38 protein-coding genes are annotated in these 23,285 nt (G+C 67.7%); 36 read left to right on the top strand and 2 right to left on the bottom strand.

What is annotated here, in order from left to right; translation table 11 throughout:
- Positions 1-316: 316 nt before the first annotated feature.
- The 36 genes from RKD05_RS03295 to RKD05_RS03120 all read left to right on the top strand — a co-directional run bounded on the left by RKD05_RS03295 (position 317) and on the right by RKD05_RS03120 (position 22,165).
- Positions 317-1,468, top strand: coding sequence for a hypothetical protein (locus RKD05_RS03295; protein ID WP_424707989.1), 1,152 nt, complete (start codon positions 317-319; stop codon positions 1,466-1,468).
- A gap of 326 nt (positions 1,469-1,794) precedes the next feature.
- Positions 1,795-2,574, top strand: a complete 780-nt coding sequence (locus tag RKD05_RS03290; protein WP_424707988.1) for a helix-turn-helix domain-containing protein — start codon at positions 1,795-1,797, stop codon at positions 2,572-2,574.
- A 166-nt stretch (positions 2,575-2,740) separates the two neighbouring features.
- Entirely contained in the window at positions 2,741-3,364 is a 624-nt protein-coding gene (locus tag RKD05_RS03285; protein ID WP_424707987.1) for a hypothetical protein, read from the top strand.
- Positions 3,365-3,476: 112 nt separating this feature from the next.
- Positions 3,477-3,692, top strand: a complete 216-nt coding sequence (locus RKD05_RS03280) for a hypothetical protein (RefSeq protein WP_022878262.1) — start codon at positions 3,477-3,479, stop codon at positions 3,690-3,692.
- A 441-nt stretch (positions 3,693-4,133) separates the two neighbouring features.
- Positions 4,134-4,442 (top strand): 30S ribosomal protein S10, encoded by a 309-nt coding sequence (gene rpsJ / locus RKD05_RS03275; RefSeq protein WP_013584016.1) that lies wholly within the window; start codon positions 4,134-4,136, stop codon positions 4,440-4,442.
- An 8-nt stretch (positions 4,443-4,450) separates the two neighbouring features.
- The gene (gene rplC, locus RKD05_RS03270) at positions 4,451-5,110 is read left to right on the top strand and encodes a 50S ribosomal protein L3 (protein ID WP_022878261.1); all 660 of its coding nucleotides are present in this window, start codon (positions 4,451-4,453) and stop codon (positions 5,108-5,110) included.
- A 4-nt stretch (positions 5,111-5,114) separates the two neighbouring features.
- Entirely contained in the window at positions 5,115-5,777 is a 663-nt protein-coding gene (rplD, locus tag RKD05_RS03265) for a 50S ribosomal protein L4 (RefSeq protein WP_022878260.1), read from the top strand.
- Complete coding sequence (gene rplW / locus RKD05_RS03260) at positions 5,774-6,073, top strand: 50S ribosomal protein L23 (RefSeq protein WP_022878259.1); 300 nt, start codon at positions 5,774-5,776, stop codon at positions 6,071-6,073. Before rplD ends, rplW begins: the two co-directional genes overlap by 4 nt.
- A 24-nt stretch (positions 6,074-6,097) precedes the next feature.
- Entirely contained in the window at positions 6,098-6,937 is an 840-nt protein-coding gene (rplB, locus tag RKD05_RS03255; RefSeq protein WP_022878258.1) for a 50S ribosomal protein L2, read from the top strand.
- A 12-nt stretch (positions 6,938-6,949) separates the two neighbouring features.
- Positions 6,950-7,231 carry a 30S ribosomal protein S19 gene (rpsS, locus tag RKD05_RS03250; RefSeq protein ID WP_022878257.1) on the top strand — a complete coding sequence of 94 codons (282 nt, stop codon included), beginning with the start codon at positions 6,950-6,952 and terminating at the stop codon, positions 7,229-7,231.
- Between the two features lie 25 nt (positions 7,232-7,256).
- Positions 7,257-7,655 (top strand): 50S ribosomal protein L22, encoded by a 399-nt coding sequence (rplV, locus tag RKD05_RS03245; protein ID WP_063256604.1) that lies wholly within the window; start codon positions 7,257-7,259, stop codon positions 7,653-7,655.
- A complete protein-coding gene (rpsC, locus tag RKD05_RS03240) occupies positions 7,655-8,413 on the top strand; it encodes a 30S ribosomal protein S3 (RefSeq protein ID WP_058230882.1) in 759 nt (252 codons plus the stop codon). Before rplV ends, rpsC begins: the two co-directional genes overlap by 1 nt.
- A complete protein-coding gene (gene rplP, locus RKD05_RS03235; RefSeq protein ID WP_022877836.1) occupies positions 8,413-8,832 on the top strand; it encodes a 50S ribosomal protein L16 in 420 nt (139 codons plus the stop codon). Before rpsC ends, rplP begins: the two co-directional genes overlap by 1 nt.
- Positions 8,832-9,143, top strand: a complete 312-nt coding sequence (gene rpmC / locus RKD05_RS03230) for a 50S ribosomal protein L29 (RefSeq protein WP_013584007.1) — start codon at positions 8,832-8,834, stop codon at positions 9,141-9,143. Before rplP ends, rpmC begins: the two co-directional genes overlap by 1 nt.
- Positions 9,143-9,475, top strand: a complete 333-nt coding sequence (rpsQ, locus tag RKD05_RS03225) for a 30S ribosomal protein S17 (RefSeq protein WP_022877835.1) — start codon at positions 9,143-9,145, stop codon at positions 9,473-9,475. Before rpmC ends, rpsQ begins: the two co-directional genes overlap by 1 nt.
- Positions 9,476-9,509: 34 nt before the next feature.
- Positions 9,510-9,878, top strand: coding sequence for a 50S ribosomal protein L14 (gene rplN / locus RKD05_RS03220; RefSeq protein WP_013584005.1), 369 nt, complete (start codon positions 9,510-9,512; stop codon positions 9,876-9,878).
- 2 nt (positions 9,879-9,880) lie between these two features.
- Complete coding sequence (rplX, locus tag RKD05_RS03215; RefSeq protein WP_063256603.1) at positions 9,881-10,240, top strand: 50S ribosomal protein L24; 360 nt, start codon at positions 9,881-9,883, stop codon at positions 10,238-10,240.
- 2 nt (positions 10,241-10,242) lie between these two features.
- Positions 10,243-10,833, top strand: coding sequence for a 50S ribosomal protein L5 (rplE, locus tag RKD05_RS03210; protein WP_022877833.1), 591 nt, complete (start codon positions 10,243-10,245; stop codon positions 10,831-10,833).
- Positions 10,834-10,933: 100 nt separating this feature from the next.
- Positions 10,934-11,332, top strand: a complete 399-nt coding sequence (rpsH, locus tag RKD05_RS03205; RefSeq protein ID WP_022877832.1) for a 30S ribosomal protein S8 — start codon at positions 10,934-10,936, stop codon at positions 11,330-11,332.
- A 6-nt stretch (positions 11,333-11,338) separates the two neighbouring features.
- On the top strand, positions 11,339-11,875 hold the full coding sequence (rplF, locus tag RKD05_RS03200) for a 50S ribosomal protein L6 (RefSeq protein ID WP_022877831.1): 537 nt from the start codon (positions 11,339-11,341) through the stop codon (positions 11,873-11,875).
- 2 nt (positions 11,876-11,877) lie between these two features.
- Positions 11,878-12,237 carry a 50S ribosomal protein L18 gene (rplR, locus tag RKD05_RS03195; RefSeq protein ID WP_022877830.1) on the top strand — a complete coding sequence of 120 codons (360 nt, stop codon included), beginning with the start codon at positions 11,878-11,880 and terminating at the stop codon, positions 12,235-12,237.
- Complete coding sequence (gene rpsE, locus RKD05_RS03190) at positions 12,234-12,914, top strand: 30S ribosomal protein S5 (protein ID WP_022877829.1); 681 nt, start codon at positions 12,234-12,236, stop codon at positions 12,912-12,914. Before rplR ends, rpsE begins: the two co-directional genes overlap by 4 nt.
- The gene (rpmD, locus tag RKD05_RS03185) at positions 12,914-13,099 is read left to right on the top strand and encodes a 50S ribosomal protein L30 (RefSeq protein WP_013583998.1); all 186 of its coding nucleotides are present in this window, start codon (positions 12,914-12,916) and stop codon (positions 13,097-13,099) included. The genes rpsE and rpmD overlap by 1 nt, the downstream gene beginning before the upstream one ends.
- Complete coding sequence (gene rplO / locus RKD05_RS03180; RefSeq protein WP_022877828.1) at positions 13,099-13,635, top strand: 50S ribosomal protein L15; 537 nt, start codon at positions 13,099-13,101, stop codon at positions 13,633-13,635. Before rpmD ends, rplO begins: the two co-directional genes overlap by 1 nt.
- Before the next feature lie 109 nt (positions 13,636-13,744).
- A complete protein-coding gene (gene secY, locus RKD05_RS03175) occupies positions 13,745-15,067 on the top strand; it encodes a preprotein translocase subunit SecY (RefSeq protein WP_063256600.1) in 1,323 nt (440 codons plus the stop codon).
- A complete protein-coding gene (locus RKD05_RS03170; RefSeq protein ID WP_424707986.1) occupies positions 15,064-15,654 on the top strand; it encodes an adenylate kinase in 591 nt (196 codons plus the stop codon). The genes secY and RKD05_RS03170 overlap by 4 nt, the downstream gene beginning before the upstream one ends.
- A 1-nt stretch (position 15,655) precedes the next feature.
- A complete protein-coding gene (map, locus tag RKD05_RS03165; RefSeq protein WP_424707984.1) occupies positions 15,656-16,498 on the top strand; it encodes a type I methionyl aminopeptidase in 843 nt (280 codons plus the stop codon).
- On the top strand, positions 16,495-17,196 hold the full coding sequence (locus tag RKD05_RS03160; protein ID WP_424707983.1) for a DsbA family protein: 702 nt from the start codon (positions 16,495-16,497) through the stop codon (positions 17,194-17,196). The genes map and RKD05_RS03160 overlap by 4 nt, the downstream gene beginning before the upstream one ends.
- Before the next feature lie 138 nt (positions 17,197-17,334).
- Complete coding sequence (gene infA, locus RKD05_RS03155) at positions 17,335-17,556, top strand: translation initiation factor IF-1 (protein ID WP_013583992.1); 222 nt, start codon at positions 17,335-17,337, stop codon at positions 17,554-17,556.
- 63 nt (positions 17,557-17,619) lie between these two features.
- Positions 17,620-17,736 (top strand): 50S ribosomal protein L36, encoded by a 117-nt coding sequence (gene rpmJ / locus RKD05_RS03150; protein ID WP_005050492.1) that lies wholly within the window; start codon positions 17,620-17,622, stop codon positions 17,734-17,736.
- A 155-nt stretch (positions 17,737-17,891) separates the two neighbouring features.
- Entirely contained in the window at positions 17,892-18,266 is a 375-nt protein-coding gene (gene rpsM / locus RKD05_RS03145; protein ID WP_063256596.1) for a 30S ribosomal protein S13, read from the top strand.
- Positions 18,267-18,300: 34 nt separating this feature from the next.
- A complete protein-coding gene (rpsK, locus tag RKD05_RS03140; RefSeq protein WP_013583990.1) occupies positions 18,301-18,699 on the top strand; it encodes a 30S ribosomal protein S11 in 399 nt (132 codons plus the stop codon).
- 173 nt (positions 18,700-18,872) lie between these two features.
- Positions 18,873-19,862, top strand: a complete 990-nt coding sequence (locus tag RKD05_RS03135; RefSeq protein ID WP_022879045.1) for a DNA-directed RNA polymerase subunit alpha — start codon at positions 18,873-18,875, stop codon at positions 19,860-19,862.
- 42 nt (positions 19,863-19,904) lie between these two features.
- Positions 19,905-20,480, top strand: a complete 576-nt coding sequence (rplQ, locus tag RKD05_RS03130; RefSeq protein WP_424707981.1) for a 50S ribosomal protein L17 — start codon at positions 19,905-19,907, stop codon at positions 20,478-20,480.
- A gap of 82 nt (positions 20,481-20,562) precedes the next feature.
- On the top strand, positions 20,563-21,420 hold the full coding sequence (gene truA / locus RKD05_RS03125) for a tRNA pseudouridine(38-40) synthase TruA (RefSeq protein ID WP_424707979.1): 858 nt from the start codon (positions 20,563-20,565) through the stop codon (positions 21,418-21,420).
- A 55-nt stretch (positions 21,421-21,475) separates the two neighbouring features.
- Positions 21,476-22,165 (top strand): endonuclease/exonuclease/phosphatase family protein, encoded by a 690-nt coding sequence (locus RKD05_RS03120; protein WP_424707978.1) that lies wholly within the window; start codon positions 21,476-21,478, stop codon positions 22,163-22,165.
- 63 nt (positions 22,166-22,228) lie between these two features.
- On the opposite strand, the gene RKD05_RS03115 is transcribed toward RKD05_RS03120, so the two are convergent.
- Positions 22,229-22,783 (bottom strand): hypothetical protein, encoded by a 555-nt coding sequence (locus RKD05_RS03115; RefSeq protein WP_424707977.1) that lies wholly within the window; start codon positions 22,781-22,783, stop codon positions 22,229-22,231.
- A 195-nt stretch (positions 22,784-22,978) separates the two neighbouring features.
- Positions 22,979-23,233 (bottom strand): hypothetical protein, encoded by a 255-nt coding sequence (locus tag RKD05_RS03110; RefSeq protein WP_424707976.1) that lies wholly within the window; start codon positions 23,231-23,233, stop codon positions 22,979-22,981.
- Positions 23,234-23,285 lie beyond the last annotated feature (52 nt).

Below are 23,285 nucleotides of genomic sequence, written 5' to 3'. Positions count from 1 at the left end.
TTAATCGAAAAGCAGGTCACGGCAGACGACCGTTGGATCCAGTGCGAAGTAGTCTGCCTCTGTGGTCACGCGGATGATCCTGCGGCCTCGCGCCTAAGCCTACGACATACCCCGAATACCGCCGCATCCGGCGATGGAGGTGACGATGTACGACCTGAGCTCTCTCTTCCCCCCGCGGGAGCGATCGGCCGATCGTGCGCGTTCGCGGGGTGCCGCCGGTGCGGCACTCGGCGCGATGGTGGGAAGTGGGGGGGAGTCGGTGCCGCGGCCTCGTAGGCCGTCCGTGGAGGCCCTCACAGCGCGGGTGGGGCCGCCGATGCAGCGCGAGACGAGGGACGCTTCCGCGGATCTTTCGCGGTTGGTGGGGAGCGAAGCCACGGTGGCCAGCACCAAGGGTGCCGACCTCTCGGCATCGTTGGCCCGAAAGGTGGGCGGCGCGGACCACGTCGACGAGCGGGGATGGCGCGCGCCGGACGCGGCGCAACCGGCGCGCCGGCCTCGTTCTTTCGCGCGCCATGCCGTCCGTTCCGTCAACGCGGTCAATATCGCCGTCGCCGTCATCGCGATTGCGACTCTCGCCGGCAGCGCAGCCGTGGCCGTGACTCAACGGGTCACCTCCGATCCGGCAGCCGAGGCCATGGTCAGCCTTCGAGAGCGGGAGGCCGAGCTCCAGAACGACAGCCAGGTACTGGCCACCGCCGTCGGCCTGTACAAGGCTTCCCTCTCGGATGCCGCAGCCCTCGCCGACGCGGCAGGCGGCGTGCTGGGCGAACTCGTCGGCATCGTCGATCAATCCGGGCGTGCCCCGGCGGAGAGCGCTCGCTCGTCGCTCACCGCAGCGATTGCCTCGGCCCCGTCGATCGCGGTACCGGACTATGAACGGTTGGCCATTCGCAACGGGTCCGTGGTGGACATCGCTGCGGCCATCGACAAAGTCCAGGCAGTGAAGAAGGACATCGCCGAGGCGGTCTCCGAGGCGCGCGGTGCCCGATCGAAGGTCGTCGCTGCGCTCGACTCGCTCCAGGGAGCGCTGCGCGGTATGGATGCGTCCATAGCGGCGGCGGCCGCGGAGGCGACGCGTTCCCACACGGCGGCGGCGGACGGCTTCCGATCCGCGGTCACGGACGCTGCGGCCCGAGTGCGCGAGGCACATCAGGGCGGCCGAGACGGTGTGGCCGAGATGTCCGACTTCGCTGCCGCGGTGACGGCGCTCCGCGCCGAGGACCAAAGAGTCCTGGAACAGCGGCGATCGGGGGCGGGGAACCCCGAAGTGCGGGTCCCCTCCGTGCCCCGCGGGTCGACTCGGAACACGACGACCGAGACCCCGCCGGCCGCCGACCCGAACGCTACGCCCAACCCGGGAGGGAGTTCCTCGAATCCAGGTGGAGAAACACCCAGCCCGGACCCCACCACTTCCCCGGCCCCCGATCCCACGCCCGACCCGAGCGTGCCGCTGCCCTCCCCGTGACCTCACGGCGTCGCTGCCACCATCTCCGGGGCCGCGAGGTCGTCCGGGTTCCGCCGGGGAGCATCTCCTCCGCTGATCGCGGCTGCCGACCGCCCCCGGAGGGACTCCGGCTCGGCGCCTCCTTGTCGTCGGCGAGCGCGCCCGCGGCGACGCGGGTGATTCGCGGGGTGAAGCGCGTCCGCACCGCCTGAGGATGCGCTTGCATGAGCGGACGTCGGTACCCGAAGCCGACGCCGCGGCCCGTGCCCCCGAACACGCCGCCGTGATCTCCGTGATGCGTGGAGTCAGTGATCTTGTCGTCACCGTACGGGTATTCGACGTCCGCGATGCCCTTTGGAAGTGTCCGGGTGCGCGCCTACAGCGACCCGCGGGCCAGCGTGCCCGTCTTCGACGCGCGCGATGGCGAGGCCTGGATGGTCATTTCGCTCGACCGGCCTCCATCCGCTCAGGGCGGTGTGCACGAGCAGCGCACCTGCGTCGCGCTGGTGGCGACGGATCCCGATGCTCTGCCGTCCCTGCTGCCGACACGGTCCTTCTTGACGTTGTCGTTCCCCGCCGCGGTGTTTCAGGGGATCGGGCTCGACGCGGTCGGGGCTCTCGCCGTCGACGTCGGGTCCGCACTCTTCTGGCCGTTCCTCACCTTCGCGTGGGTCTGCGCCACCGCGGAACGTCGGCAGACGGGCTTGACGCTTTATTACACGGAGCGTCTGCTCCAAGAGATGGTCGTCGGGGTCGTGGTCGCGTCGTTGCGTGGTGAACAGGCCCGAATCGTGACCGAGGACTATTCGGCGGCTCTGTCGATCATCGCGGCGCGGGTCGGTGATCCCGGGCTGACCCCCGCGGCCATTGCGGCGGAACTCAACACCTCGCTGCGTTCTCTCCAGCGTCAGTTCGCCTCGCGGGGCACCACTTTGGACCGCAGCATCCGCGCCGCGCGCGTCGGGCACGCCCGATCGCTCCTCGAGGACCCCGTCTACGACTCGTTGACCATCGAGCGAGTCGCGCACGCGTGCGGCCTCGCCAACGGGTCGAGCCTGGCCCGGGCCTTCGCCGCCGAGGGACTGCCGTCGCCGGCGGTCGTCCGCGCGACGGCGCGTCGCCACTGACCCGGGGTGATCGCGGGTTCCATTTGTCCGCGACAGTTTCCATACGCGGCGCGACAGATCCGGATGTTCTTCGCTGATTCACCTGTCGAATTCGGAAACATCACCCCTAGTTGGCACTCGACCTACCCGAACTCGTCGGATGCCCCACAGAACCCTAGGGAGTTTCATGGTCATCGAAAGTACTCCGTCGGCCCCTGAGGGGGTCGGCCGCCGCGCTGTCCTCAAGTCGGCCGCATGGGCGACCCCGGTCATCGCGCTGGCCGTCGCCGCGCCGCTGGCGTCGGCCAGCCCGGGCACCGCCCGCACCAATGCCTTCGTCGGCAGCAACATCGCCGCCGACCAATCCGCCGGCACGGCATCCGGCTCGCTGACCGGTTCCGGCGGCAGTATCACCAACGTGTCCGGCACGTGGGACTCGGGTGCGTTCACCGGCGTGTACCGTCTCCGTGGTCCGTGGACGTCGGCGACGCTCACGAAGCCGGACGGATCCAGCTTCGTCCTGGGCGAAACGATCAGCTACGCGGGAACCCCCTGGGTCGTCACCGCGCTGAACATCTCGGACGACGACGGGGAGTGGTTCGTCCAGTTCGAGGCGCCCTCCATCTCGGTCAGCTCGGACACCACGGTCCTGCTGCCGGGGGCCATCTACTCAGGTACCTTCGTTCCGGGCTCGAGCGGCCCGGGACGTCCGACCAAGTCGAACCCCATCCAGGCGTCCGTCGCCTTCGGGGCGGAGCACGTCAACGGTGGCGCACTGGTCGGGTCGTCGTCGAACTTCCCGGCGGGATGAGCGGACCTCGTTCCGCCGCCGACGCGGCGTCAACGCCTATTGCCGCGTCGATGCCATAGGCACAATGGGCTCATCGGCGGTGAACCGCTCCGCCGCGACGAGGGGAGACGACATGGGTGTCGACGACATCATCAACAAGGGCAAGCAGCTTCTCGAGGAGAACCGCGACAAGATCGAAGAGGCGCTGAAGAGCGAGCAGGCCGAGGAGGTCAGCGACAAGATCCTCGACGGTGCCGCCGACGCGATCAAGAAGGTCGTCCCGGCGGAGCACCACGCCAAGGTCGACGAGGTGCGCGCGAACGTCGACAAGAACATCGGCAACGCCTGACCGTTCCTCTCATCGCACGGCGCCGTCCCCGGGAATCGGGGACGGCGCCGTCGCGTTGACGAGCGGGCGCTGAGGATATGCCGCACGCGACACGCCCGGGTTTGCGACACGCCCGAGTGCCCCGTAGACTATCCAGGTTCCACATTCCGGCGTGCGCTCGGCGCGCGCCACGATCACTGCCAGGGCAGTGCACAGGCGGCGCGTGAGCGCAGGGTCCTGGGCCGCGGGCAGCAGAACACACACCGAAACCCCTTCCTCCTTCACGGGAGCCGCACGCGTGCGTGCGAGGGGCGGGCCGGATGCCACTGGCATCCGGTTTGACAGCTGAACAGCGGTGCAGCATCTCTCGCGCGAGCGAGGGGAAGTGCCAGGGCGCGAGAGCGCCACCGTGCGTCCGATGCCCTTGGTCGGGTAAGACGCGAGAAAGAGAGTGAGCAGACAATGGCGGGACAGAAGATCCGCATTCGCCTGAAGTCGTACGACCACGCCGGACTGGACTCGTCCGCGCGCAAGATCGTCGACACCGTGACCCGTGCCGGCGCCACCGTGGTGGGCCCGGTCCCCCTGCCGACCGAGAAGAACGTCGTGTGCGTCATCCGGTCGCCCCACAAGTACAAGGACAGCCGCGAGCACTTCGAGATGCGCACCCACAAGCGCCTCATCGACATCATCGACCCGACGCCCAAGGCCGTCGACTCGCTGATGCGCCTCGACCTCCCGGCCGATGTCAACATCGAGATCAAGCTCTGAGGTTCGACATGGCTGACATCAACTCCAAGATCTCCAAGGGCCTCCTCGGCACCAAGCTCGGCATGACCCAGGTATGGGACGAGAACGGCAAGCTCGTTCCCGTCACCGTCATCGAGGTCGCCCCGAACGTCGTGACCCAGCTCCGCTCGGTCGAGAAGGACGGCTACAACGCCGTTCAGATCGGCTACGGCCAGATCGACCCCCGCAAGGTGAACAAGCCCCTGACGGCCCACTTCGAGGCCGCGGGCGTCACGCCGCGTCGTCACCTCACCGAGGTCCGCACCGCGGATGCCGCTGACTACTCGCTCGGTCAGGAGCTCACCGTGGACGGCCTGTTCGAGGCCGGCCAGCTGGTCGACGTCGTCGGCACCAGCAAGGGCAAGGGCACCGCCGGTGTCATGAAGCGTCACAACTTCAAGGGTGTCTCCGCTTCGCACGGTGCACACCGCAACCACCGCAAGCCCGGTTCGATCGGCGCCTCGTCGACCCCGAGCCGCGTCTTCAAGGGCATGCGCATGGCCGGCCGTATGGGTGGCGAGCGCGTGACCGTCCTCAACCTCACGGTGCACGCCGTCGACGCCGAGAAGGGTCTGCTGCTCGTCAAGGGCGCCGTCCCCGGTGCGCGTGGCCGCATCGTCTACGTCCGCAACGCAGTGAAGGGTGCCTGATCTCATGGCTGACTCGACTCTCGCGCTCGACGTTCGCAAGTCCGACGGCAAGAAGGCCGGCTCCGTGGAGCTGCCCGCCGCGATCTTCGACGTCAAGACGAACATCCCGCTGATCCACCAGGTCGTCGTCGCCCAGCGCGCCGCCGCCCGTCAGGGCACGCACTCGACCAAGCGTCGTGGCGAGGTCTCCGGTGCCGGTCGCAAGCCCTTCAAGCAGAAGGGCACGGGTAACGCCCGTCAGGGCTCGATCCGCGCGCCGCACATGACCGGTGGTGGCATCGTCCACGGCCCGAAGCCGCGTGACTACGGCCAGCGCACCCCCAAGAAGATGATCGCCGCGGCCCTCCTGGGTGCGCTGAGCGACCGCGCTCGTGGCGAGCGTCTCCACGTCGTGGAGTCCTTCGGCATCGAGGGTGCCCCGTCGACCAAGGCCGCTGCCGCGGTCCTGACCGCATTCGGCGCCGTCAAGAACGTCCTTGTGGTCATCGACCGCGACGACGAGCTGACGGTCAAGAGCGTGCGCAACCTCGCGTACGTGCACGTGCTGCCCTTCGGCCAGCTCAACGCCTACGACGTGCTCGTCTCCGACGACATCGTCTTCACCAAGGCCGCCTACGACGCGTTCGTCGCGTCGAAGTCCGGCGCCACCGAGGAGGTCTCGGCATGACCGCCGTCAACAAGGACCCGCGCGACATCATCCTGAAGCCGGTCGTCTCGGAGAAGAGCTACTCGCTCATCGACGAGGGCAAGTACACGTTCCTGGTGGACCCCCGTGCCTCCAAGACCGAGATCAAGCTCGCGATCGAGAAGATCTTCGGCGTCAAGGTGGCCTCGGTCAACACGATCAACCGCGTGGGCAAGGCCCGTCGCACCCGCTTCGGCATCGGCAAGCGCAAGGACACCAAGCGCGCGATCGTCAGCCTCAAGTCGGGCACCATCGACATCTTCACGGCAGTCGGCTGACGGTCGGGATAGAGGACAAGAACAATGGCTATTCGCAAGTACAAGCCCACGACGCCCGGTCGCCGCGGCTCGTCGGTGGCCGACTTCGCCGAGATCACGCGATCGACGCCCGAGAAGTCGCTGCTGCGCCCGCTGTCGAAGACCGGTGGCCGCAACAACCAGGGCCGCATCACGACGCGTCACATCGGTGGCGGTCACAAGCGCCAGTACCGTCTGATCGACTTCCGTCGTAACGACAAGGACGGCATCGACGCCAAGGTCGCTCACATCGAGTACGACCCCAACCGCACCGCGCGCATCGCGCTCCTGCACTACAAGGACGGCGAGAAGCGTTACATCCTCGCCCCCAACAAGCTGCAGCAGGGCGACATCGTCGAGTCCGGTGCCGGCGCCGACATCAAGCCCGGCAACAACCTGCCGCTGCGCAACATCCCCACCGGTACCGTGATCCACGCGATCGAGCTGCGTCCCGGCGGCGGTGCGAAGATGGCCCGCTCGGCCGGCGCCTCGGTGCGTCTGGTCGCGAAGGACGGTCCCTACGCGCAGCTGCGTCTGCCCTCGGGCGAGATCCGCAACGTCGACGTGCGCTGCCGCGCCACGATCGGCGAGGTCGGCAACGCCGAGCAGTCGAACATCAACTGGGGCAAGGCCGGACGCAAGCGCTGGAAGGGTGTCCGTCCCACCGTCCGTGGTGTCGCCATGAACCCGGTCGACCACCCGCACGGTGGTGGTGAGGGCAAGACGTCCGGTGGTCGTCACCCCGTTTCGCCGTGGGGCAAGGCCGAGGGCCGCACCCGCCACGCGAACAAGGAAAGCGACAAGCTGATCGTCCGCCGTCGCACCGCCGGCAAGAAGCGTAAGTAGGAGTAGAGGAAGATGCCTCGCAGCCTTAAGAAGGGCCCCTTCGTCGACGAGCACCTGCTTCGCAAGGTCGTCTCGCAGAACGAAGCCGGCACCAAGAACGTCATCAAGACCTGGTCGCGCCGTTCGATGATCATCCCCGCCATGCTGGGACACACCATCGCCGTGCACGACGGTCGCAAGCACATCCCCGTGTTCGTGACCGAGACCATGGTCGGCCACAAGCTGGGCGAGTTCTCGCCCACCCGCACCTTCCGCGGCCACGTGAAGGACGACAAGAAGGGCCGCCGCCGCTGACGCGGGGGCGTAAGAGGAGAGAGAAATGGTGGAGTCCATCGCACGCGTGCGACACATCCGCGTGACCCCTCAGAAGGCTCGTCGTGTCGTCGCTCTCATCAAGGGAAAGCAGGCCGAAGAGGCCCTCGCGATCCTGAAGTTCGCGCCGCAGAGCGCGAGCGAGCCGATCTACAAGCTCGTCGCCTCGGCGATCGCGAACGCTCGCGTCACCGCCGACAAGACGAACGAGTACCTGGATGACGCCGACCTGTACGTGAAGAACGCGTACGTCGACGAGGGCACGACGCTCAAGCGTTTCCAGCCCCGCGCACAGGGTCGCGCCTTCCAGATCAAGAAGCGCACGAGCCACATCACGGTCGTGCTCGCGACGCCGGAAGACGCTGCTGCGGCCCCGGCTCGCGCCAACAAGAAGGCGAGCAAGTAATGGGACAGAAGGTCAACCCGTACGGCTTCCGCCTCGGCATCACCACCGACCACGTGTCGCGGTGGTTCTCCGACTCGACGAAGCCCGGACAGCGCTACGCCGACTACCTCGCCGAGGACATCAAGATCCGTCGCCTGCTGACCACCTCGCTCGACCGCGCGGGCGTCAGCAACATCGAGATCGAGCGCACGCGTGACCGCGTCCGCGTCGACATCCACACCGCCCGCCCGGGCATCGTGATCGGTCGCCGCGGCGCCGAGGCCGAGCGCATCCGCGCCGACCTCGAGAAGCTCACCGGCAAGCAGATCCAGCTGAACATCCTCGAGGTCAAGAACCCCGAGGCCGACGCTCAGCTCGTCGCGCAGGGCGTCGCCGAGCAGCTCTCCGCCCGTGTGGCCTTCCGCCGCGCGATGCGCAAGGGTCTGCAGGGTGCGCAGCGCGCCGGCGCCAAGGGTGTCCGCATCCAGGTGTCGGGCCGTCTCGGCGGCGCCGAGATGAGCCGCTCGGAGTTCTACCGCGAAGGCCGTGTGCCCCTGCACACCCTCCGCGCGAACATCGACTACGGCTTCTACGAGGCGAAGACGACCTTCGGTCGCATCGGCGTGAAGGTCTGGATCTACAAGGGCGACCTCACCAACAAGGAGCTCGCTCGCGAGCAGGCCAACGCGCCGAAGTCGCGCGGTCGTGACGACCGCGGTGGCGACCGTCGTCGTGGCCCGCGCAATGAGGCCCCCGTGGCAGAAGGAGCGTCGGCGTAATGCTCATCCCCCGCAAGGTCAAGTACCGCAAGCAGCACCACCCCGGCCGCTCGGGCCAGGCCACCGGTGGCACCCAGGTGTCGTTCGGTGAGTTCGGCATCCAGGCGCTCACCCCCGCTTACGTGACCAACCGTCAGATCGAGTCCGCTCGTATCGCGATGACGCGTCACATCAAGCGTGGCGGAAAGGTGTGGATCAACATCTACCCCGACCGTCCCCTCACCAAGAAGCCGGCCGAAACCCGCATGGGTTCCGGTAAGGGTTCCCCCGAGTGGTGGGTCGCGAACGTCAAGCCGGGCCGTGTCCTCTTCGAGGTCGCGGGCGTGAACGAGCAGCTCGCTCGCGAGGCGCTCACCCGAGCAATCCACAAGCTGCCGCTCAAGGCACGCATCATCAAGCGCGAGGAGGGCGACGCGTAATGGCGATCGGCACCAAGCAGCTCGCCCCGAGCGAGCTCGACACGTTCGAAGACCAGCGCCTCGTCGAGGAGCTGCGCAAGGCCAAGGAAGAGCTGTTCAACCTGCGCTTCCAGTCGGCCACCGGCCAGCTCGAGAGCCACGGCCGCATCCGTGCGGTCAAGCGCGACATCGCGCGGCTGTACACGGTGATCCGCGAGCGCGAGCTCGGCATCCGCGCCACGCCGGCCCCGGTCGAGGCGACGAAGGCGAAGAAGAGCAAGGCGAAGAAGGCGGATGCCGCTGACGACGCCGCGAAGGAAGAGGCGGAGTAATGGCTACCGCGAAGAAGGCAGAGGCCGAGGCGCAGGTCGCCGGCCACGAGCACGCCGCCAATGACGTGCGCGACGAGAACGCCCGCGGTTACCGCAAGGCGCGTCGCGGCTACGTCGTCAGCGACAAGATGGACAAGACGATCGTCGTCGAGGTTGAGGACCGCGTGAAGCACCCGCTCTACGGCAAGGTCATCCGTCGCACGTCGAAGGTCAAGGCCCACGACGAGACGAACTCGGCCGGCATCGGCGACCTGGTCGTCATCAACGAGACCCGCCCGCTCAGCGCCACCAAGCGCTGGCGTCTGGTCGAGATCCTCGAGAAGGCCAAGTAAGCCTCGCGGCTGCTTGGAACCCAAGGAGTAACAAGTGATTCAGAACGAATCCCGGCTGAAGGTCGCCGACAACACCGGCGCCAAGGAGCTGCTGACCATTCGCGTGCTCGGCGGCTCGAACCGCCGCTACGCGGGCCTGGGCGACGTCATCGTCGCCACGGTCAAGGACGCGATCCCCGGTGGAAACGTCAAGAAGGGCGACGTGGTCAAGGCCGTCGTCGTCCGCGTGGTCAAGCAGACCCGTCGTCCCGACGGCTCGTACATCAAGTTCGACGAGAACGCCGCCGTGATCCTGAAGAACGACGGGGAGCCCCGCGGCACCCGCATCTTCGGACCGGTCGGTCGTGAGCTTCGCGACAAGAAGTTCATGAAGATCGTCTCGCTCGCCCCGGAGGTCATCTGATCATGGCGAAGATCAAGAAGGGCGACCTGGTTCAGGTCATCTCGGGCGCCAAGCCCGAGCGCGGCGGAGATCGTGGCAAGCAGGGTAAGGTCCTCGAGGTCCTCACCGAGCAGAACCGCGTCATCGTCGAGGGCGTGAACTACGTCACCAAGCACAACCGCGTCGGCCAGTCCCAGCGCGGCACCAAGACCGGTGGCATCGAGACCTTCGAGGCCCCGATCCACATCTCGAACGTCGCGCTCGTCGACCCCTCGACCAAGAAGCCGACCCGTGTCGGTCACCGCGTCGAGGAGCAGGTGAAGGACGGCGTGAAGCGCACCGTCCGCGTGCGCTACGCGAAGAAGTCAGGCAAGGACCTCTGAATATGAGCACCGACACTGCCGCGGTGGCTGGCAAGATCCAGCCCCGCCTGAAGCAGAAGTACAACACCGAGATCAAGAAGGCCCTGCAGGAAGAGTTCGGCTACGCGAACGTCATGCAGATCCCCGGCCTGGTCAAGGTCGTCGTGAACACCGGTGTCGGCGAGGCAGCTCGCGACAGCAAGGTGATCGATGGCGCGGTCGACGACCTCACCAAGATCACCGGTCAGAAGCCCATCGTCACCAAGGCCCGCAAGTCCATCGCGCAGTTCAAGCTGCGCGAGGGCCAGGCCATCGGTGCGCACGTCACCCTCCGCGGCGACCGTGCGTGGGAGTTCCTCGACCGCCTCGTCAACCTCGCACTGCCCCGTATCCGCGACTTCCGCGGTCTCTCGGCCCAGCAGTTCGACGGCAACGGCAACTACACCTTCGGTCTCCAGGAGCAGTCCGTGTTCCACGAGATCGATCAGGACCGCATCGACCGCGTGCGTGGTTTTGACATCACCATCGTCACCACCGCCAAGACCGATGACGAGGGTCGCTCGCTGCTCCGCCAGCTCGGCTTCCCGTTCCAGTCGGCGGACGCTCAGGCCTGAGCATCCGCCGACCCGGGCCCCCGGCATCCCGGGGGCCTCTCATCGAAGGTCGGCTGTCGTGTAACGGCAGTCGAAACCTCATGATCGAAAGAAGCAACACATGACGATGACAGACCCGGTCGCAGACATGCTGACCCGTCTGCGCAACGCGAACTCGGCGCACCACGACTCCGTGTCGCTGCCGAGCTCCAAGCTCAAGACGCACATCGCCGAAATCCTCAAGCAGGAGGGTTACATCGCCGAGTGGTCCGTTTCGGACGCCCGCGTCGGCCAGACCCTCACCCTGACGCTGAAGTACGGCCCGAACCGCGAGCGGTCGATCGCCGGCATCAAGCGCGTCTCGAAGCCCGGCCTCCGCGTGTACGCGAAGTCCACCGAGGTCCCCACGGTCCTCGGCGGTCTGGGCGTCGCCATCCTGTCCACCTCCTCCGGTCTCCTCACCGACCGTCAGGCCGAGCAGAAGGGCGTCGGCGGGGAAGTCCTCGCCTACGTGTGGTGATCTGACATGTCGCGTATCGGACGTCTTCCCATCGACATCCCCGCCGGAGTCACCGTCACGGTGAACGGCCGGGAGGTCGCCGTCAAGGGCCCCAAGGGCGAGCTCACGCTCTCTGTGGCATCCCCTCTCGAGGTGTCGGTCGAGGAGAACCAGGTTCTCGTCACCCGCCCCGACGACGAGCGTGAGTCGCGGTCGCTCCACGGCCTGACCCGCACGCTGATCAACAACAACATCATCGGTGTCACCCAGGGCTACTCCAAGGGCCTCGAGGTCGTCGGCACGGGTTACCGCGTGGCCCAGAAGGGCAGCTCGGTCGAGTTCGCTCTCGGCTTCTCGCACCCCGTCCTGATCGACCCGCCCGCGGGCATCACCCTCACGGTCGAAGGCAACAACAAGCTGACCGTGAGCGGCATCGACAAGCAGGCCGTCGGCGAGGCCGCCGCCAACATCCGCAAGATCCGCAAGCCCGAGCCCTACAAGGGCAAGGGTGTGCGGTACGCGGGCGAGGTTGTGCGCCGCAAGGCCGGAAAGAGTGGTAAGTAGCCATGGCTATCAAGACAAAGTCCGCCGCCCGCGCGCGTCGCCACGCTCGTCTGCGCAAGAAGGTCGTGGGTACGGAGCTCCGTCCCCGTCTCGTGGTGACGCGTTCGGCCCGCCACGTCTTCGTCCAGCTGGTCGACGACAGCAAGGGTCACACCGTGGCCTCGGCCTCGACCCTCGAGGTCGACCTGCGTTCGTTCGACGGTGACAAGACCGCCAAGGCCCGCAAGGTCGGCGAACTCGTCGCCGAGCGCGCCAAGGCCGCCGGCTTCTCGGACGTCGTGTTCGACCGCGGCGGCAACCGTTACGCCGGTCGTGTCGCCGCGATCGCCGAAGGCGCCCGCGAAGGAGGGCTGAACCTGTGAGTGACAACAAGGAGACCGAAGTGACCGAGCAGACTGCACCGACTGAGGGTGCGGCTGGGTCCCAGGCACCCGCCGAGCGTGAGCGCGAGCCCCGCCGCGGTGGTCGCGAGCGCAACGCCAACCAGCGTGACCGTGGGTCGCGCGACCGCAACGAGAGCCAGTTCCTCGAGCGCGTCGTGACGATCAACCGCGTCTCGAAGGTCGTCAAGGGTGGTCGTCGCTTCAGCTTCACGGCGCTCGTCGTCGTGGGCGATGGCAACGGCGTCGTGGGCGTCGGTTACGGCAAGGCCCGCGAAGTCCCCCTCGCCATCTCGAAGGGTGTCGAGGAAGCGAAGCGCAACTTCTTCCGCGTTCCGCGCTCCGGCTCGACCATTCCCCACCCCGTCCAGGGTGAGGCTGCCGCCGGTGTGGTGCTCCTGCGCCCCGCCGCCGCCGGTACCGGTGTTATCGCCGGTGGTCCCGTCCGCGCCGTCCTCGAGTGCGCCGGCATCCACGACGTCCTCTCGAAGTCGCTCGGTTCGTCGAACACGATCAACATCGTGCACGCGACCGTCGAGGCTCTGAAGTCGCTCGAGGAGCCCCGCGCCGTGGCCGCCCGCCGCGGTCTGGAGTTCGACCAGGTCGCCCCGGCCCGCCTCGTGCGCGCCGAGGCCGCCGCTCAGAAGGTAGGTGCCTGATGGCCGAGCGTCTGAAGGTCACGCAGATCAAGTCCAAGGTGAGCGAGAAGCAGAACCAGCGTGACACGCTGCGCTCGCTCGGTCTGAAGCGGATCGGCGACTCGGTCGTCCGTCCCGACGACGCGCAGACGCGCGGCTACGTCAAGACCGTCGCCCACCTCGTCAAGGTTGAGGAGATCGACTAATGGCTGACAAGAAGGACGAGACCGCCACGGTCGACGCCCCGAAGAAGGCTCCGGCCCGTAAGACGGCCGCCAAGAAGGATGCCGCTCCCGCGGCGCGCCCCGGCGTGCTCAAGGTCCACCACCTCCGTCCCGTCCCGGGCGCTCACACCGCGAAGACCCGTGTCGGTCGCGGTGAGGGCTCGAAGGGTAAGACGGCCGGTCGCGGTACCAAGGGAACCAAGGCCCGCTACCAGGTCAAGGTCGGCTTTGAGGGTGGGCAGATGCCGCTGCACATGCGCACCCCGAAGCTCCGCGGCTTCAAGAACCCGTTCCGGGTCGAGTACCAGGTCGTGAACCTGGACAAGCTCGCCGAGCTCTACCCCCAGGGTGGCGACGTGACCGTCGTCGACCTGGTGGCCAAGGGCGCCGTGCGCAAGAACGAGAAGGTCAAGGTGCTCGGCACCGGCGACATCTCGGTCGCGCTCAACGTGACGGTCGACAAGGTCTCCGGCTCCGCCGAGCAGAAGATCGTCGCCGCCGGCGGCTCGATCAACTGACGTATCACCCGGGGAGGGGCCGGCGGCCGTGTGGCCGTCGGCCCCTTCTGGGTTAGTCTGATTCCGAGTGCGCCTCGCCGCGCGCCGAGATCGTTCTGGAGGAATCCCCTTGTTCAGCGCCATCGCGCGGGTTTTTCGCACGCCCGACCTGAGGCGGAAGATCGCCTTCACGCTGGGCATCATCGCCATCTACCGGCTGGGTGCCCACGTGCCGACGCCTTTCGTCGACTTCCCGAACGTCCAGAGCTGTCTCGCGTCGTCGGGAAGCACTGAGGGGCTGCTCTCGCTGGTCAACCTCTTCTCGGGCGGCGCGCTCCTCCAGCTGTCGATCTTCGCGCTGGGCGTCATGCCGTACATCACGGCGACGATCATCGTGCAGCTCCTGCGCGTGGTCATCCCGCACTTCGAGACGCTGTACAAAGAGGGCCAGGCCGGCCAGGCAAAGCTCACGCAGTACACGCGCTACCTCACGATCGCGCTCGCGCTGCTGCAGTCCACGACCCTCGTGACCGTCGCCCGGTCGGGTCAGCTGCTCGGCACGGGCGGTGCGCCGGAGTGCCAGCAGCTGCTCACCAACGACATCTGGTGGGCCCAGCTGCTCATGATCATCACCATGACCGCCGGCACCGGCCTGGTCATGTGGTTCGCCGAGCTCGTCACCGAGCGCGGTGTCGGCAACGGCATGTCGATCCTCATCTTCACCTCGGTCGCCGCGACGTTCCCGGCCGCGATGTTCGCGATCCTGAACACCCGCGGCGTGGAGGTCTTCCTCCTGGTCCTCGCGGTCGGCATCGTCGTCGTCGCGCTCGTCGTGTTCGTCGAGCAGTCGCAGCGTCGTATCCCGGTGCAGTACGCCAAGCGCATGGTGGGGCGTCGCACGTACGGCGGCACCAACACGTACATCCCGATCAAGGTCAACATGGCCGGTGTCGTGCCGGTGATCTTCGCGTCGTCGCTGCTGTACATCCCTGCGCTCATCGCGCAGTTCAACCAGCCGCAGGCGGGTCAGGAACCGGCTGCGTGGGTGACCTGGATCTCGCAGTACCTGACGCGCGGTGACCACCCGCTCTACATGCTGGTGTACTTCCTCCTGATCGTCGGCTTCACGTACTTCTACGTCGCGATCACGTTCAACCCGGTCGACGTCGCCGACAACATGAAGAAGTACGGCGGCTTCATCCCCGGCATCCGGGCGGGACGTCCGACCGCCGAGTACCTCGACTACGTGCTCACGCGCATCACTCTCCCCGGATCCATCTACCTCGGCCTCATCGCTCTGCTGCCGCTCGTGGCGCTGGCGACGGTCGGTGCCAACCAGAACTTCCCGTTCGGCGGCGCGTCGATCCTCATCATCGTCGGCGTCGGCCTCGAGACGGTGAAGCAGATCGACGCGCAACTCCAGCAGCGTCACTACGAGGGGCTTCTGCGATGACCGCACGTCTTCTGATCGTTGGACCCCAGGGCTCGGGCAAGGGGACGCAGGGCGTCCGGGTCGGTGCCGCTCTCGGAATCCCGGTGGTCTCCACCGGCGACGTGTTCCGCTCGAACGTCGCCGAGGGGACCGAGCTCGGCCTCCAGGTGAAGTCGATCATCGACGCCGGGAGCCTCGTTCCCGACGAACTGACGAGCGCCGTCGTGCGCGACCGCCTGTCGCAGGCCGACGCCGCGGAGGGTTTCCTGCTCGACGGCTATCCGCGCAACCTCTCGCAGGTCCTGCACCTCGACGAGTTCCTCGAGGGCCGTGGCGAGCAGCTGGATGCCGTCATCGCGCTGGTCGTGCCGCGCGAGGAGTCGCTGTCGCGTCTCACGGCGCGCGCCGCGGAGCAGGGTCGCGCCGACGACACCGAGGAGGCGATCGCGACGCGCCTCGGCATCTACGAGCGCGAGACGGCGCCCATCCTCGACGTGTACGGCACGCGGGGCATCGTCGACGAGATCGACGGCGTCGGCGACCTCGACGAGATCACCGCGCGGATCTTCGCCGCACTCGAGGCGCGCGGCCTGCGTCCGGCGCGCTGACGTGGTCCTGCGCTCCTCGATCTACAAGAAGCCCGCGCAGCTGCGGGCGATGGTGGAACCCGGCTTGATCACGGCGGCCGCTCTGGATGCCGTGCGTGCCCTGATCGCACCCGGGATCACGACGCTCGAGCTCGACGCCGCGGCATCCCGTGTCATCACCGAGCGGGGCGCGAAGTCGAACTTCCAGATGGTTCGCGGTTACCGCCACACGATCTGCGCCTCGGTGAACGAGGAGGTCGTGCACGGCATCCCGAACGATCGGCCGCTCCGAGCGGGCGATCTGCTGTCGATCGACGCCGGTGCAGAGCTCCGCGGCTGGAACGGCGACTCCGCCTTCACGATCGTCGTACCCGGTGACGCGCCGGAGGAACTGGTCGCTCCCCGCCGACGGCTGTCCGAAGTGACGGAGGGATCGCTCTGGGCGGGAATCGCCGCTCTGAGTCGCGCCTCCTACCTGGGCGAGGTGAGTGCCGCGATCGAGGCCTACATCGAGGACAACGCGCCTGCCGGCGGCTATGGCATCCTGCGCGACTACGTCGGTCACGGGATCGGCCGCAAGATGCACGAGGCACCCAGCGTGTTCAACTACCGCGTGCCTGAGCGCGGCGCGGAAGTGCGCCCGGGGCTGGCCGTCGCGATCGAGCCGATGGTCGTCATCGGTGACCAGGAGACCCAGGTCGAGGACGACGGGTGGACCGTCACCACCGTGGACGGTACCGAGGGCTCCCACTGGGAACATAGCGTCGCCGTGCACGATGGGGGTGTCTGGGTCCTCACCGCTCCCGACGGCGGTGCGGAGAAGCTGGCACCCTTCGGAGTGGTGCCGAAGGAGATCGACGCATGATGATGGCCGCTGCGCGGAAGTCCACCAACTGGTTCGCGATCGGGGTGACCGCGGCCGCCGTCGTGATCGTCCTCATCATCGGCGGGGTCGTCTGGTTCGCCAACAGCCAAGCGACGTCGACGGGTACGGTCCCGCAGTCCTCCGCCGTGAACGGTGACACGGGTGCGATCGCCGTGGGGTCCGGGAGCAACACGGTCGACACCTACATCGACTTCATGTGCCCGATCTGCAACTCGTTCGAGCAGTCCTACGGTCCGACGCTGCAGCAGCTGGTCGACGACGGCGAGATCACGCTCAACATCCACCCGATCTCGATCCTGGACGCGCAGTCGCAGGGGACGCAGTACTCCACCCGCGCGGCGAACGCGGCGTACTGCGTGGCGGTCGACGACCCCGCGAACATCCCCGCCTTCGTGAAGGCGATGTACGCGCAGCAGCCGAAGGAAGGCACCGCCGGCCTCGACGACGCCACCCTGGCCTCGATCGCGAAGGATGCCGGAGCCTCGGATGCCGTGACCTCGTGCATCACCGGCGGCACGTACACGAAGTACGTCACCGCGTTGACGAAGAAGACGCCGTCGCAGACCGGTTCCGGTATCGCGACGCCGACGATCGCGATCAACGGCAAGGTCCTGGTCAACCAGACCGACCTGACGGGTGACCCGCAGAAGGACATCGTCGGTCGACTCAACGGCTGAACCGCTGCGGCGAGTTGCCGCATCGCGTTCTACCACGTATGCTTGATCTTTGGTGCGTTGCGCCTTCATTGGCGTGTCGTAGCACCGAATCCCCATCCACCGCAGACCGGCCGGTCTGCAATGAGCGTGAGCGAGTTTATGGCGAAGAAAGACGGTGTCATCGAGATCGAGGGCACGGTGTCGGAAGCACTGCCCAATGCGATGTTCCGTGTCGAACTGACCAACGGTCACAAGGTGCTCGCCACCATCTCCGGCAAGATGCGGCAGAACTACATCCGCATCATCCCCGAGGACCGCGTCGTCGTCGAGCTGAGCCCCTACGACCTCACGCGCGGTCGTATCGTCTACCGCTACCGCTGAGTCCGGCCGAGAAGTAACGATCCGCCCCGGCGGAGTCGAAGACAGCGAACAGGAAACACCCCCATGAAGGTCAACCCCTCCGTCAAGCCCATCTGCGACCACTGCAAGGTGATCCGTCGCCACGGGCGCGTCATGGTGATCTGCAAGAGCAACCCGCGTCACAAGCAGCGCCAGGGCTGAGTACGCGCGGACACGGTCCGCACGAGCTCGACGAACGACTTCCAACTGAACACACAACGGCAGGATCAGAAACCCGCGATGCGGGAGACACCTCGGGGCGGAGGCCCGGGCACCGATCCTGCTCCACACCTCCACGACACTCTGAGGAGAGCCGCATGGCACGTCTCGCCGGCGTCGACATCCCGCGCGACAAGCGCGTGGTGATCGCACTTACCTACATCTACGGCGTGGGCCGTACCCGCTCCACCGAGATCCTCACCGCGACCGGCATCAGCCCGGACGTCCGCGTCAAGGACCTCACCGACGACCAGCTGGTCGCGCTCCGCGACCACATCGAGGGCACCTACAAGGTGGAGGGTGACCTCCGTCGCGAGGTGGCCGCCGACATCCGCCGCAAGGTCGAGATCGGTTCCTACGAGGGCCTGCGCCACCGCCGCGGCCTCCCGGTGCGCGGTCAGCGCACGAAGACGAACGCGCGTACCCGCAAGGGCCCCAAGCGCACCGTCGCCGGCAAGAAGAAGGCGCGCTAGGCCTCCGCCGGCGCAGGATCCAGGAGAACCGCACATGGCACAGGCCAAGTCCGCCGCGCGCAAGCCGCGCCGCAAGGAGAAGAAGAACATCGCCGTGGGTCAGGCCCACATCAAGTCGACGTTCAACAACACCATCGTTTCGATCACCGACCCCTCCGGGGCCGTCATCAGCTGGGCCTCGTCCGGCGGCGTCGGCTTCAAGGGCTCGCGCAAGTCGACGCCCTACGCCGCAGGCATGGCCGCGGAGTCCGCTGCCCGCCAGGCGCAGGAGCACGGCGTGAAGAAGGTCGACGTCTTCGTGAAGGGCCCCGGCTCGGGTCGCGAGACCGCGATCCGTTCGCTCACGGCCGCCGGCCTCGAGGTCGGCTCGATCCAGGACGTGACGCCGCAGGCCCACAACGGCTGCCGTCCGCCGAAGCGCCGCCGCGTCTGACGCATCGTTCCCGGGGAGTGCTCGTCACTCCCCGGGAACGTTCGCGCTCCCGCGCACCCACAGACATCCGGATGCCACCGGCCGTTCGGTCATCGGCATCTTGCGAGTACAACTCAACACCTCACCCCATTACACGTGTCATATAGCGGGCACGTGATCGAAAGGAACACATAGTGCTCATCGCACAGCGTCCCACTCTGACCGAGGAGAAGATCGGGGAGTTCCGCAGCCGTTTCGTCATCGAGCCGCTCGAGCCCGGCTTCGGTTACACGATCGGCAACGCGCTGCGTCGCAGCCTCCTGTCGTCGATCCCCGGCGCGGCCGTCACGAGCATCCGCATCGATGGCGTCCTCCACGAGTTCAGCACCATCCCGGGCGTGAAGGAAGACGTCACCGAGATCATCCTGAACATCAAGCAGCTCGTGGTCTCGAGCGAGCGCGACGAGCCCATCACGGCCTACCTGCGCAAGACGGGTGCCGGCGAGGTCACGGCGGCGGACATCTCCGCTCCCGCGGGCGTCGAGGTGCACAACCCCGAGCTGGTCATCGCCACGCTGAACGACACCGCGAAGTTCGAGCTCGAGCTCACGATCGAGCGCGGCCGCGGCTACGTGTCGGCGACCCAGAACCGCAACGAGTACGCCGAGGCGGGCCAGATCCCGATCGACTCGATCTACTCGCCCGTGCTCAAGGTCAGCTACCGCGTCGACGCGACCCGTGCCGGTGAGCGCACCGACTTCGACAAGCTCGTCCTCGACGTCGAGTCGAAGCCGTCGATCGCCCCGCGCGACGCCGTCGCCTCGGCCGGCCGTACGCTCACCGAGCTGTTCGGTCTCGCGCGCGAGCTGAACGTCGAGGCCGAGGGCATCGAGATCGGCCCGGCGCCGGTCGAGACCGTCCTCTCGAACGAGCTGTCGATGCCGATCGAAGACCTCGACCTGTCGGTGCGCTCGTACAACTGCCTCAAGCGCGAGGGCATCAACACCGTTTCGGAGCTGGTCGCCCTCTCCGAGACCCAGCTGATGAACATCCGCAACTTCGGTCAGAAGTCGGTCGACGAGGTGCGCGACAAGCTCACCTCCCTCGGCCTGTCGCTCAAGGACTCGGTGCCCGGTTTCGACGGCGCCCAGTTCTTCGGCGGCTACGACGACGAGACCGTCTGACCCGTCGGACCCGACCGAACCTTCCTACTGGAGTAACACGACATGCCCAAGCCCACGAAGGGACCCCGCCTCGGCGGCGGCCCGGCCCACGAGCGCCTGCTTCTCGCGAACCTCGCGGCGGCCCTGTACACCCACAAGTCGATCAAGACGACCGAGACCAAGGCCAAGCGCCTTCGTCCGCTCGCCGAGCGCCTGATCACGTTCGCGAAGCGGGGTGACCTCCACGCCCGTCGCCGCGTCCTGTCGGTGATCGGTGACAAGGAGGTCGTGCACACCCTCTTCACCGAGATCGCTCCGCTGGTCGCTGACCGTGACGGCGGCTACACCCGCATCACGAAGGTCGGCAACCGCAAGGGTGACAACGCCCCCATGGCCGTGATCGAGCTCGTCCTCGAGCCCGTCACGAAGAAGCCGTCCGCGTCGAAGGCTGCTGCCGCCCCGGCCGCCGCCCCCGTCGCCGAAGAGGCTCCCGCGGAGGAGGCTCCCGTCGAGGAGACCACCGCCGACGAGACCCCCGCCGCCGATGAGGCCGCCGACGCCGGCGCCGAGTCCCAGGAGGAGGGCGCCGCCGCCGAGGCTGCCGCCGCGGACGCGGTCGAGGACGACGCCAAGGCGTAATCCCGCCCCTCTCGTACCGAGGCCCTCTCCCACCCGGGAGAGGGCCTCCGTCGTTCGCGGACGGTGCGAATAGGGTAGACGGGTGCGCATCCGTCTCGACATCGCCTACGACGGCACGCACTTCCGCGGGTGGGCCCGTCAGCCGGGTCTCCGCACCGTGCAGGGCGTGCTCGAGGATGCCCTCGCCCGCATCCTCGGCGCGGATCCGCGCCTGGTCGTGGCCGGGCGCACGGACGCCGGAGTGCACGCCTCGGGACAGGTGGCTCACGTCGACCTCGACGAGGAGCAGGAGGCCCGTCTCCCGCGACGTCGGCGCGACGGCGACGAGGCGGACGCCGTGGCCGCGCTCGCGGGCCGGATCCGCGGTGTCCTGGGCGCTTATCCCGATGTGACCGTGACCCGCACCACCGCCGCCCCGGACGGCTTCGATGCGCGCTTCTCCGCGGTGTGGCGACGGTACTCCTACCGGATCGCCGATCTCGCGACGGGCTACGATCCGCTCGACCGCGCGAGGACGACGTCCGTGAAGGCGCATCTCGACGTCGAGGCGATGGATGCCGCGGCCCGCAGCCTCATCGGTCTCCACGATTTCGCGGCGTACTGCAAGGCGCGGGAGGAGGCGACGACGATCCGGACGCTGCTGGAGTACGACTGGCACCGCGCTGCCGACGGTGCCGTGGTCGCGAACGTCCGCGCCGATGCGTTCTGCCACAGCATGGTGCGGGCGCTCGTGGGAGCGTGCGTGGCGGTCGGTGAGGGTCGGCTGGAGGCCGACCGCGTCCTCGCGATCCGGGATGCCGCTGCGCGCACGCCCGACACGAAGGTCCTGGCTGCGCGTGGTCTCGTTCTCGCCGAGGTCGGATATCCCGCGGACGACCTGTTGGCCGCTCGCGCGGAACAGACCCGCAATCGCCGCGACGCGGACGAGATCGGTTCCTGAGCGTTCCGCAACCCTCAGGCCCCGCAAGGGTGCACCGTCCTAGGCTGGCATGGCCATGAAGGTCATCTCGTACAACCTGCGCAAGCATCGCGCGGCGGGGGAGCTCGCCGCTCTCGTCGACGCGCATGCCGTCGACGTTCTCTGTCTGCAGGAGTGCGACACCCGTGACATCCCGGCGGAGATCGCGGGGCTACGGCTGGCGGAGGCCACCCAACGAAACCGACTCGGCCTAGCCGTGTACTACCGCGAGAACACGTTCCGGGCGGTGGAGGTGCGAGCGATCGCACTGAAGAAGTCGCTCCACGACTACGTTCTGAAGCCCGCAGAGGAGCGGATGCTCGGCGTCCGACTGCGCGACATCGACGACGGGCACGAAATCATCGTCGCCTCGTTCCACGCCGCACCCCTCACGGCTCTGAACTCGCTCCGACGTCACCAGATCCGCACCGCGCTCGCGGAACTGCAGAATCTCGGGCCCGGCCTCCCGGCGCTCATGGTCGGTGACTACAACTACCCCGTCTTCAAGGAGAACCTGGGGCAGGCCGTCCGTGACCAGGGCTACGAATTGACCCTGAGCGACTCCCGCACCTACACGCGGTATCGCTTCTTCCGGGGGCACTACGACTTCGCGACGTCGATCGGGTTCGACATCGCGCACATCCGAACCCTCCCGCAGGGACTCAGCGATCACCTGCCGATCCTCATCACGGCGACGGCGACGATGCAGCCCGCCGGCACGGCCTGAATCCTCCCGAACGACGCAGCGGGGGCCGTCCGAAGACGACCCCCGCTGCGGGTGGGGTGGATGTCAGGCCGCGGTGCGGCGGCGGCGGACGGTCGCGCCGATTCCGACTGCTGCTCCCGCGACGACGAGAGCACCGCCGGCCAGCCAGAGGCCGAGAGTGTTGTCGGCGTCGATGCCCGTGACGGCGAGACCGGCCTTCGAGCCGGAGGCGCTGTTGGGGGCGACGACGGTGATCTGCGAGTGCAGCACGACACCGCTCGTGGCACCGGTGAAGGTGAGATTGTAGGTGCCGATGCCGTTCGTGGGGAACGTGATCGGCACGTTGAGCTTGCCCTGCACGGCCTGTGTCGTCAGCGAGGAGTTGGTCTCGATCGCGGCCTTGACGAAGGCCAGCTTGGCGCCGCCGGCGCTCTCGCCCGAGATCGAGATCTGGATGCTCTCGGAGGTCGCGAACGGTGCGAGGTCGGTGGTGAACGTGCTGGTGCTGCCCGCGGTGATCGTGCTGGGAGTGGCGACGACGACGGCGGGGTCGGTGTACGCGTGGGCGGCCGTGGGGGCCATCAACGCGGCGGCCGCCAGCGAGAGCGCTGCGGCGGCACGGAGGATCGTGTTCTTCATGGTGGGCCCCATCTCGGTGGCGGGTGTGTCCGGGTAGCTGATAGCGAGCGAGCCTTCGGGGACACCGCTCGTGCAGCCAGTTTCCCGACGTCCGCGCGCACAACACCCGCCGACCGGCGGCCTTTCACGCCGGGGCAGGGCGGAAATCACCCGTGCGCCGTGCCCGGCGGACACGGACCAGACGTCGAGGCCGTGTCAGACGTCGAGGTCGTGCCGGTGGCGACGGACGGTGGCGCCGACGGCGACCGCACCTCCGATGAGGGCGAGCGTGCCCCCGCCGATCCAGAATCCCAGGGCGGGCGCGACGCCGCCCGTCGTGCTCACCGCGGCGTGCGCGGGTGCATCCTCCGGCGAGTCCGCCGTCGATGCGACGGCGCCGACCGGAACGGCGAACACGGCGCCCACGACGATCGCGGCGGTCGCGAGAGAACGGACGATCGTTGCCTTCATGTGCACCCTCACGTGTCGAGGACAGAAGTCCGAGCACGGCACGTGCCACGGG

Origin of the sequence: Microbacterium sp. SLBN-111, from assembly GCF_049739645.1 — a bacterium.
In the GTDB taxonomy this organism is placed as follows: Bacteria; Actinomycetota; Actinomycetes; order Actinomycetales; family Microbacteriaceae; genus Microbacterium.
This window is presented reverse-complemented; position numbering and strand designations above follow the sequence as displayed.

What these genes read in the sequence shown, in the direction of transcription:
- rpsC (WP_058230882.1), top strand. Translation starts at nt 7,655, where the DNA reads ATGGGACAGAAGGTCAACCCGTACGGCTTCCGCCTCGGCATCACCACC.
- rpmJ (WP_005050492.1), top strand. Translation starts at nt 17,620, where the DNA reads ATGAAGGTCAACCCCTCCGTCAAGCCCATCTGCGACCACTGCAAGGTG.
- rplR (WP_022877830.1), top strand. Translation starts at nt 11,878, where the DNA reads ATGGCTATCAAGACAAAGTCCGCCGCCCGCGCGCGTCGCCACGCTCGT.
- rplD (WP_022878260.1), top strand. Translation starts at nt 5,115, where the DNA reads ATGGCTGACTCGACTCTCGCGCTCGACGTTCGCAAGTCCGACGGCAAG.
- rplV (WP_063256604.1), top strand. Translation starts at nt 7,257, where the DNA reads ATGGTGGAGTCCATCGCACGCGTGCGACACATCCGCGTGACCCCTCAG.
- rpsQ (WP_022877835.1), top strand. Translation starts at nt 9,143, where the DNA reads ATGGCTACCGCGAAGAAGGCAGAGGCCGAGGCGCAGGTCGCCGGCCAC.
- rplF (WP_022877831.1), top strand. Translation starts at nt 11,339, where the DNA reads ATGTCGCGTATCGGACGTCTTCCCATCGACATCCCCGCCGGAGTCACC.
- rpmD (WP_013583998.1), top strand. Translation starts at nt 12,914, where the DNA reads ATGGCCGAGCGTCTGAAGGTCACGCAGATCAAGTCCAAGGTGAGCGAG.
- infA (WP_013583992.1), top strand. Translation starts at nt 17,335, where the DNA reads ATGGCGAAGAAAGACGGTGTCATCGAGATCGAGGGCACGGTGTCGGAA.
- RKD05_RS03295 (WP_424707989.1), top strand. Translation starts at nt 317, where the DNA reads ATGCAGCGCGAGACGAGGGACGCTTCCGCGGATCTTTCGCGGTTGGTG.
- rpsK (WP_013583990.1), top strand. Translation starts at nt 18,301, where the DNA reads ATGGCACAGGCCAAGTCCGCCGCGCGCAAGCCGCGCCGCAAGGAGAAG.
- rpmC (WP_013584007.1), top strand. Translation starts at nt 8,832, where the DNA reads ATGGCGATCGGCACCAAGCAGCTCGCCCCGAGCGAGCTCGACACGTTC.
- RKD05_RS03160 (WP_424707983.1), top strand. Translation starts at nt 16,495, where the DNA reads ATGATGATGGCCGCTGCGCGGAAGTCCACCAACTGGTTCGCGATCGGG.
- RKD05_RS03290 (WP_424707988.1), top strand. Translation starts at nt 1,795, where the DNA reads ATGCCCTTTGGAAGTGTCCGGGTGCGCGCCTACAGCGACCCGCGGGCC.
- rplP (WP_022877836.1), top strand. Translation starts at nt 8,413, where the DNA reads ATGCTCATCCCCCGCAAGGTCAAGTACCGCAAGCAGCACCACCCCGGC.
- rpsS (WP_022878257.1), top strand. Translation starts at nt 6,950, where the DNA reads ATGCCTCGCAGCCTTAAGAAGGGCCCCTTCGTCGACGAGCACCTGCTT.
- rplB (WP_022878258.1), top strand. Translation starts at nt 6,098, where the DNA reads ATGGCTATTCGCAAGTACAAGCCCACGACGCCCGGTCGCCGCGGCTCG.
- RKD05_RS03285 (WP_424707987.1), top strand. Translation starts at nt 2,741, where the DNA reads ATGGTCATCGAAAGTACTCCGTCGGCCCCTGAGGGGGTCGGCCGCCGC.
- rplC (WP_022878261.1), top strand. Translation starts at nt 4,451, where the DNA reads ATGGCTGACATCAACTCCAAGATCTCCAAGGGCCTCCTCGGCACCAAG.
- rpsJ (WP_013584016.1), top strand. Translation starts at nt 4,134, where the DNA reads ATGGCGGGACAGAAGATCCGCATTCGCCTGAAGTCGTACGACCACGCC.
- rplE (WP_022877833.1), top strand. Translation starts at nt 10,243, where the DNA reads ATGAGCACCGACACTGCCGCGGTGGCTGGCAAGATCCAGCCCCGCCTG.
- rplQ (WP_424707981.1), top strand. Translation starts at nt 19,905, where the DNA reads ATGCCCAAGCCCACGAAGGGACCCCGCCTCGGCGGCGGCCCGGCCCAC.
- rpsM (WP_063256596.1), top strand. Translation starts at nt 17,892, where the DNA reads ATGGCACGTCTCGCCGGCGTCGACATCCCGCGCGACAAGCGCGTGGTG.
- RKD05_RS03110 (WP_424707976.1), bottom strand. Translation starts at nt 23,233, where the DNA reads ATGAAGGCAACGATCGTCCGTTCTCTCGCGACCGCCGCGATCGTCGTG.
- rpsH (WP_022877832.1), top strand. Translation starts at nt 10,934, where the DNA reads ATGACGATGACAGACCCGGTCGCAGACATGCTGACCCGTCTGCGCAAC.
- RKD05_RS03170 (WP_424707986.1), top strand. Translation starts at nt 15,064, where the DNA reads ATGACCGCACGTCTTCTGATCGTTGGACCCCAGGGCTCGGGCAAGGGG.
- RKD05_RS03280 (WP_022878262.1), top strand. Translation starts at nt 3,477, where the DNA reads ATGGGTGTCGACGACATCATCAACAAGGGCAAGCAGCTTCTCGAGGAG.
- rplW (WP_022878259.1), top strand. Translation starts at nt 5,774, where the DNA reads ATGACCGCCGTCAACAAGGACCCGCGCGACATCATCCTGAAGCCGGTC.
- RKD05_RS03120 (WP_424707978.1), top strand. Translation starts at nt 21,476, where the DNA reads ATGAAGGTCATCTCGTACAACCTGCGCAAGCATCGCGCGGCGGGGGAG.
- rplO (WP_022877828.1), top strand. Translation starts at nt 13,099, where the DNA reads ATGGCTGACAAGAAGGACGAGACCGCCACGGTCGACGCCCCGAAGAAG.
- RKD05_RS03115 (WP_424707977.1), bottom strand. Translation starts at nt 22,783, where the DNA reads ATGAAGAACACGATCCTCCGTGCCGCCGCAGCGCTCTCGCTGGCGGCC.
- rplX (WP_063256603.1), top strand. Translation starts at nt 9,881, where the DNA reads ATGGCGAAGATCAAGAAGGGCGACCTGGTTCAGGTCATCTCGGGCGCC.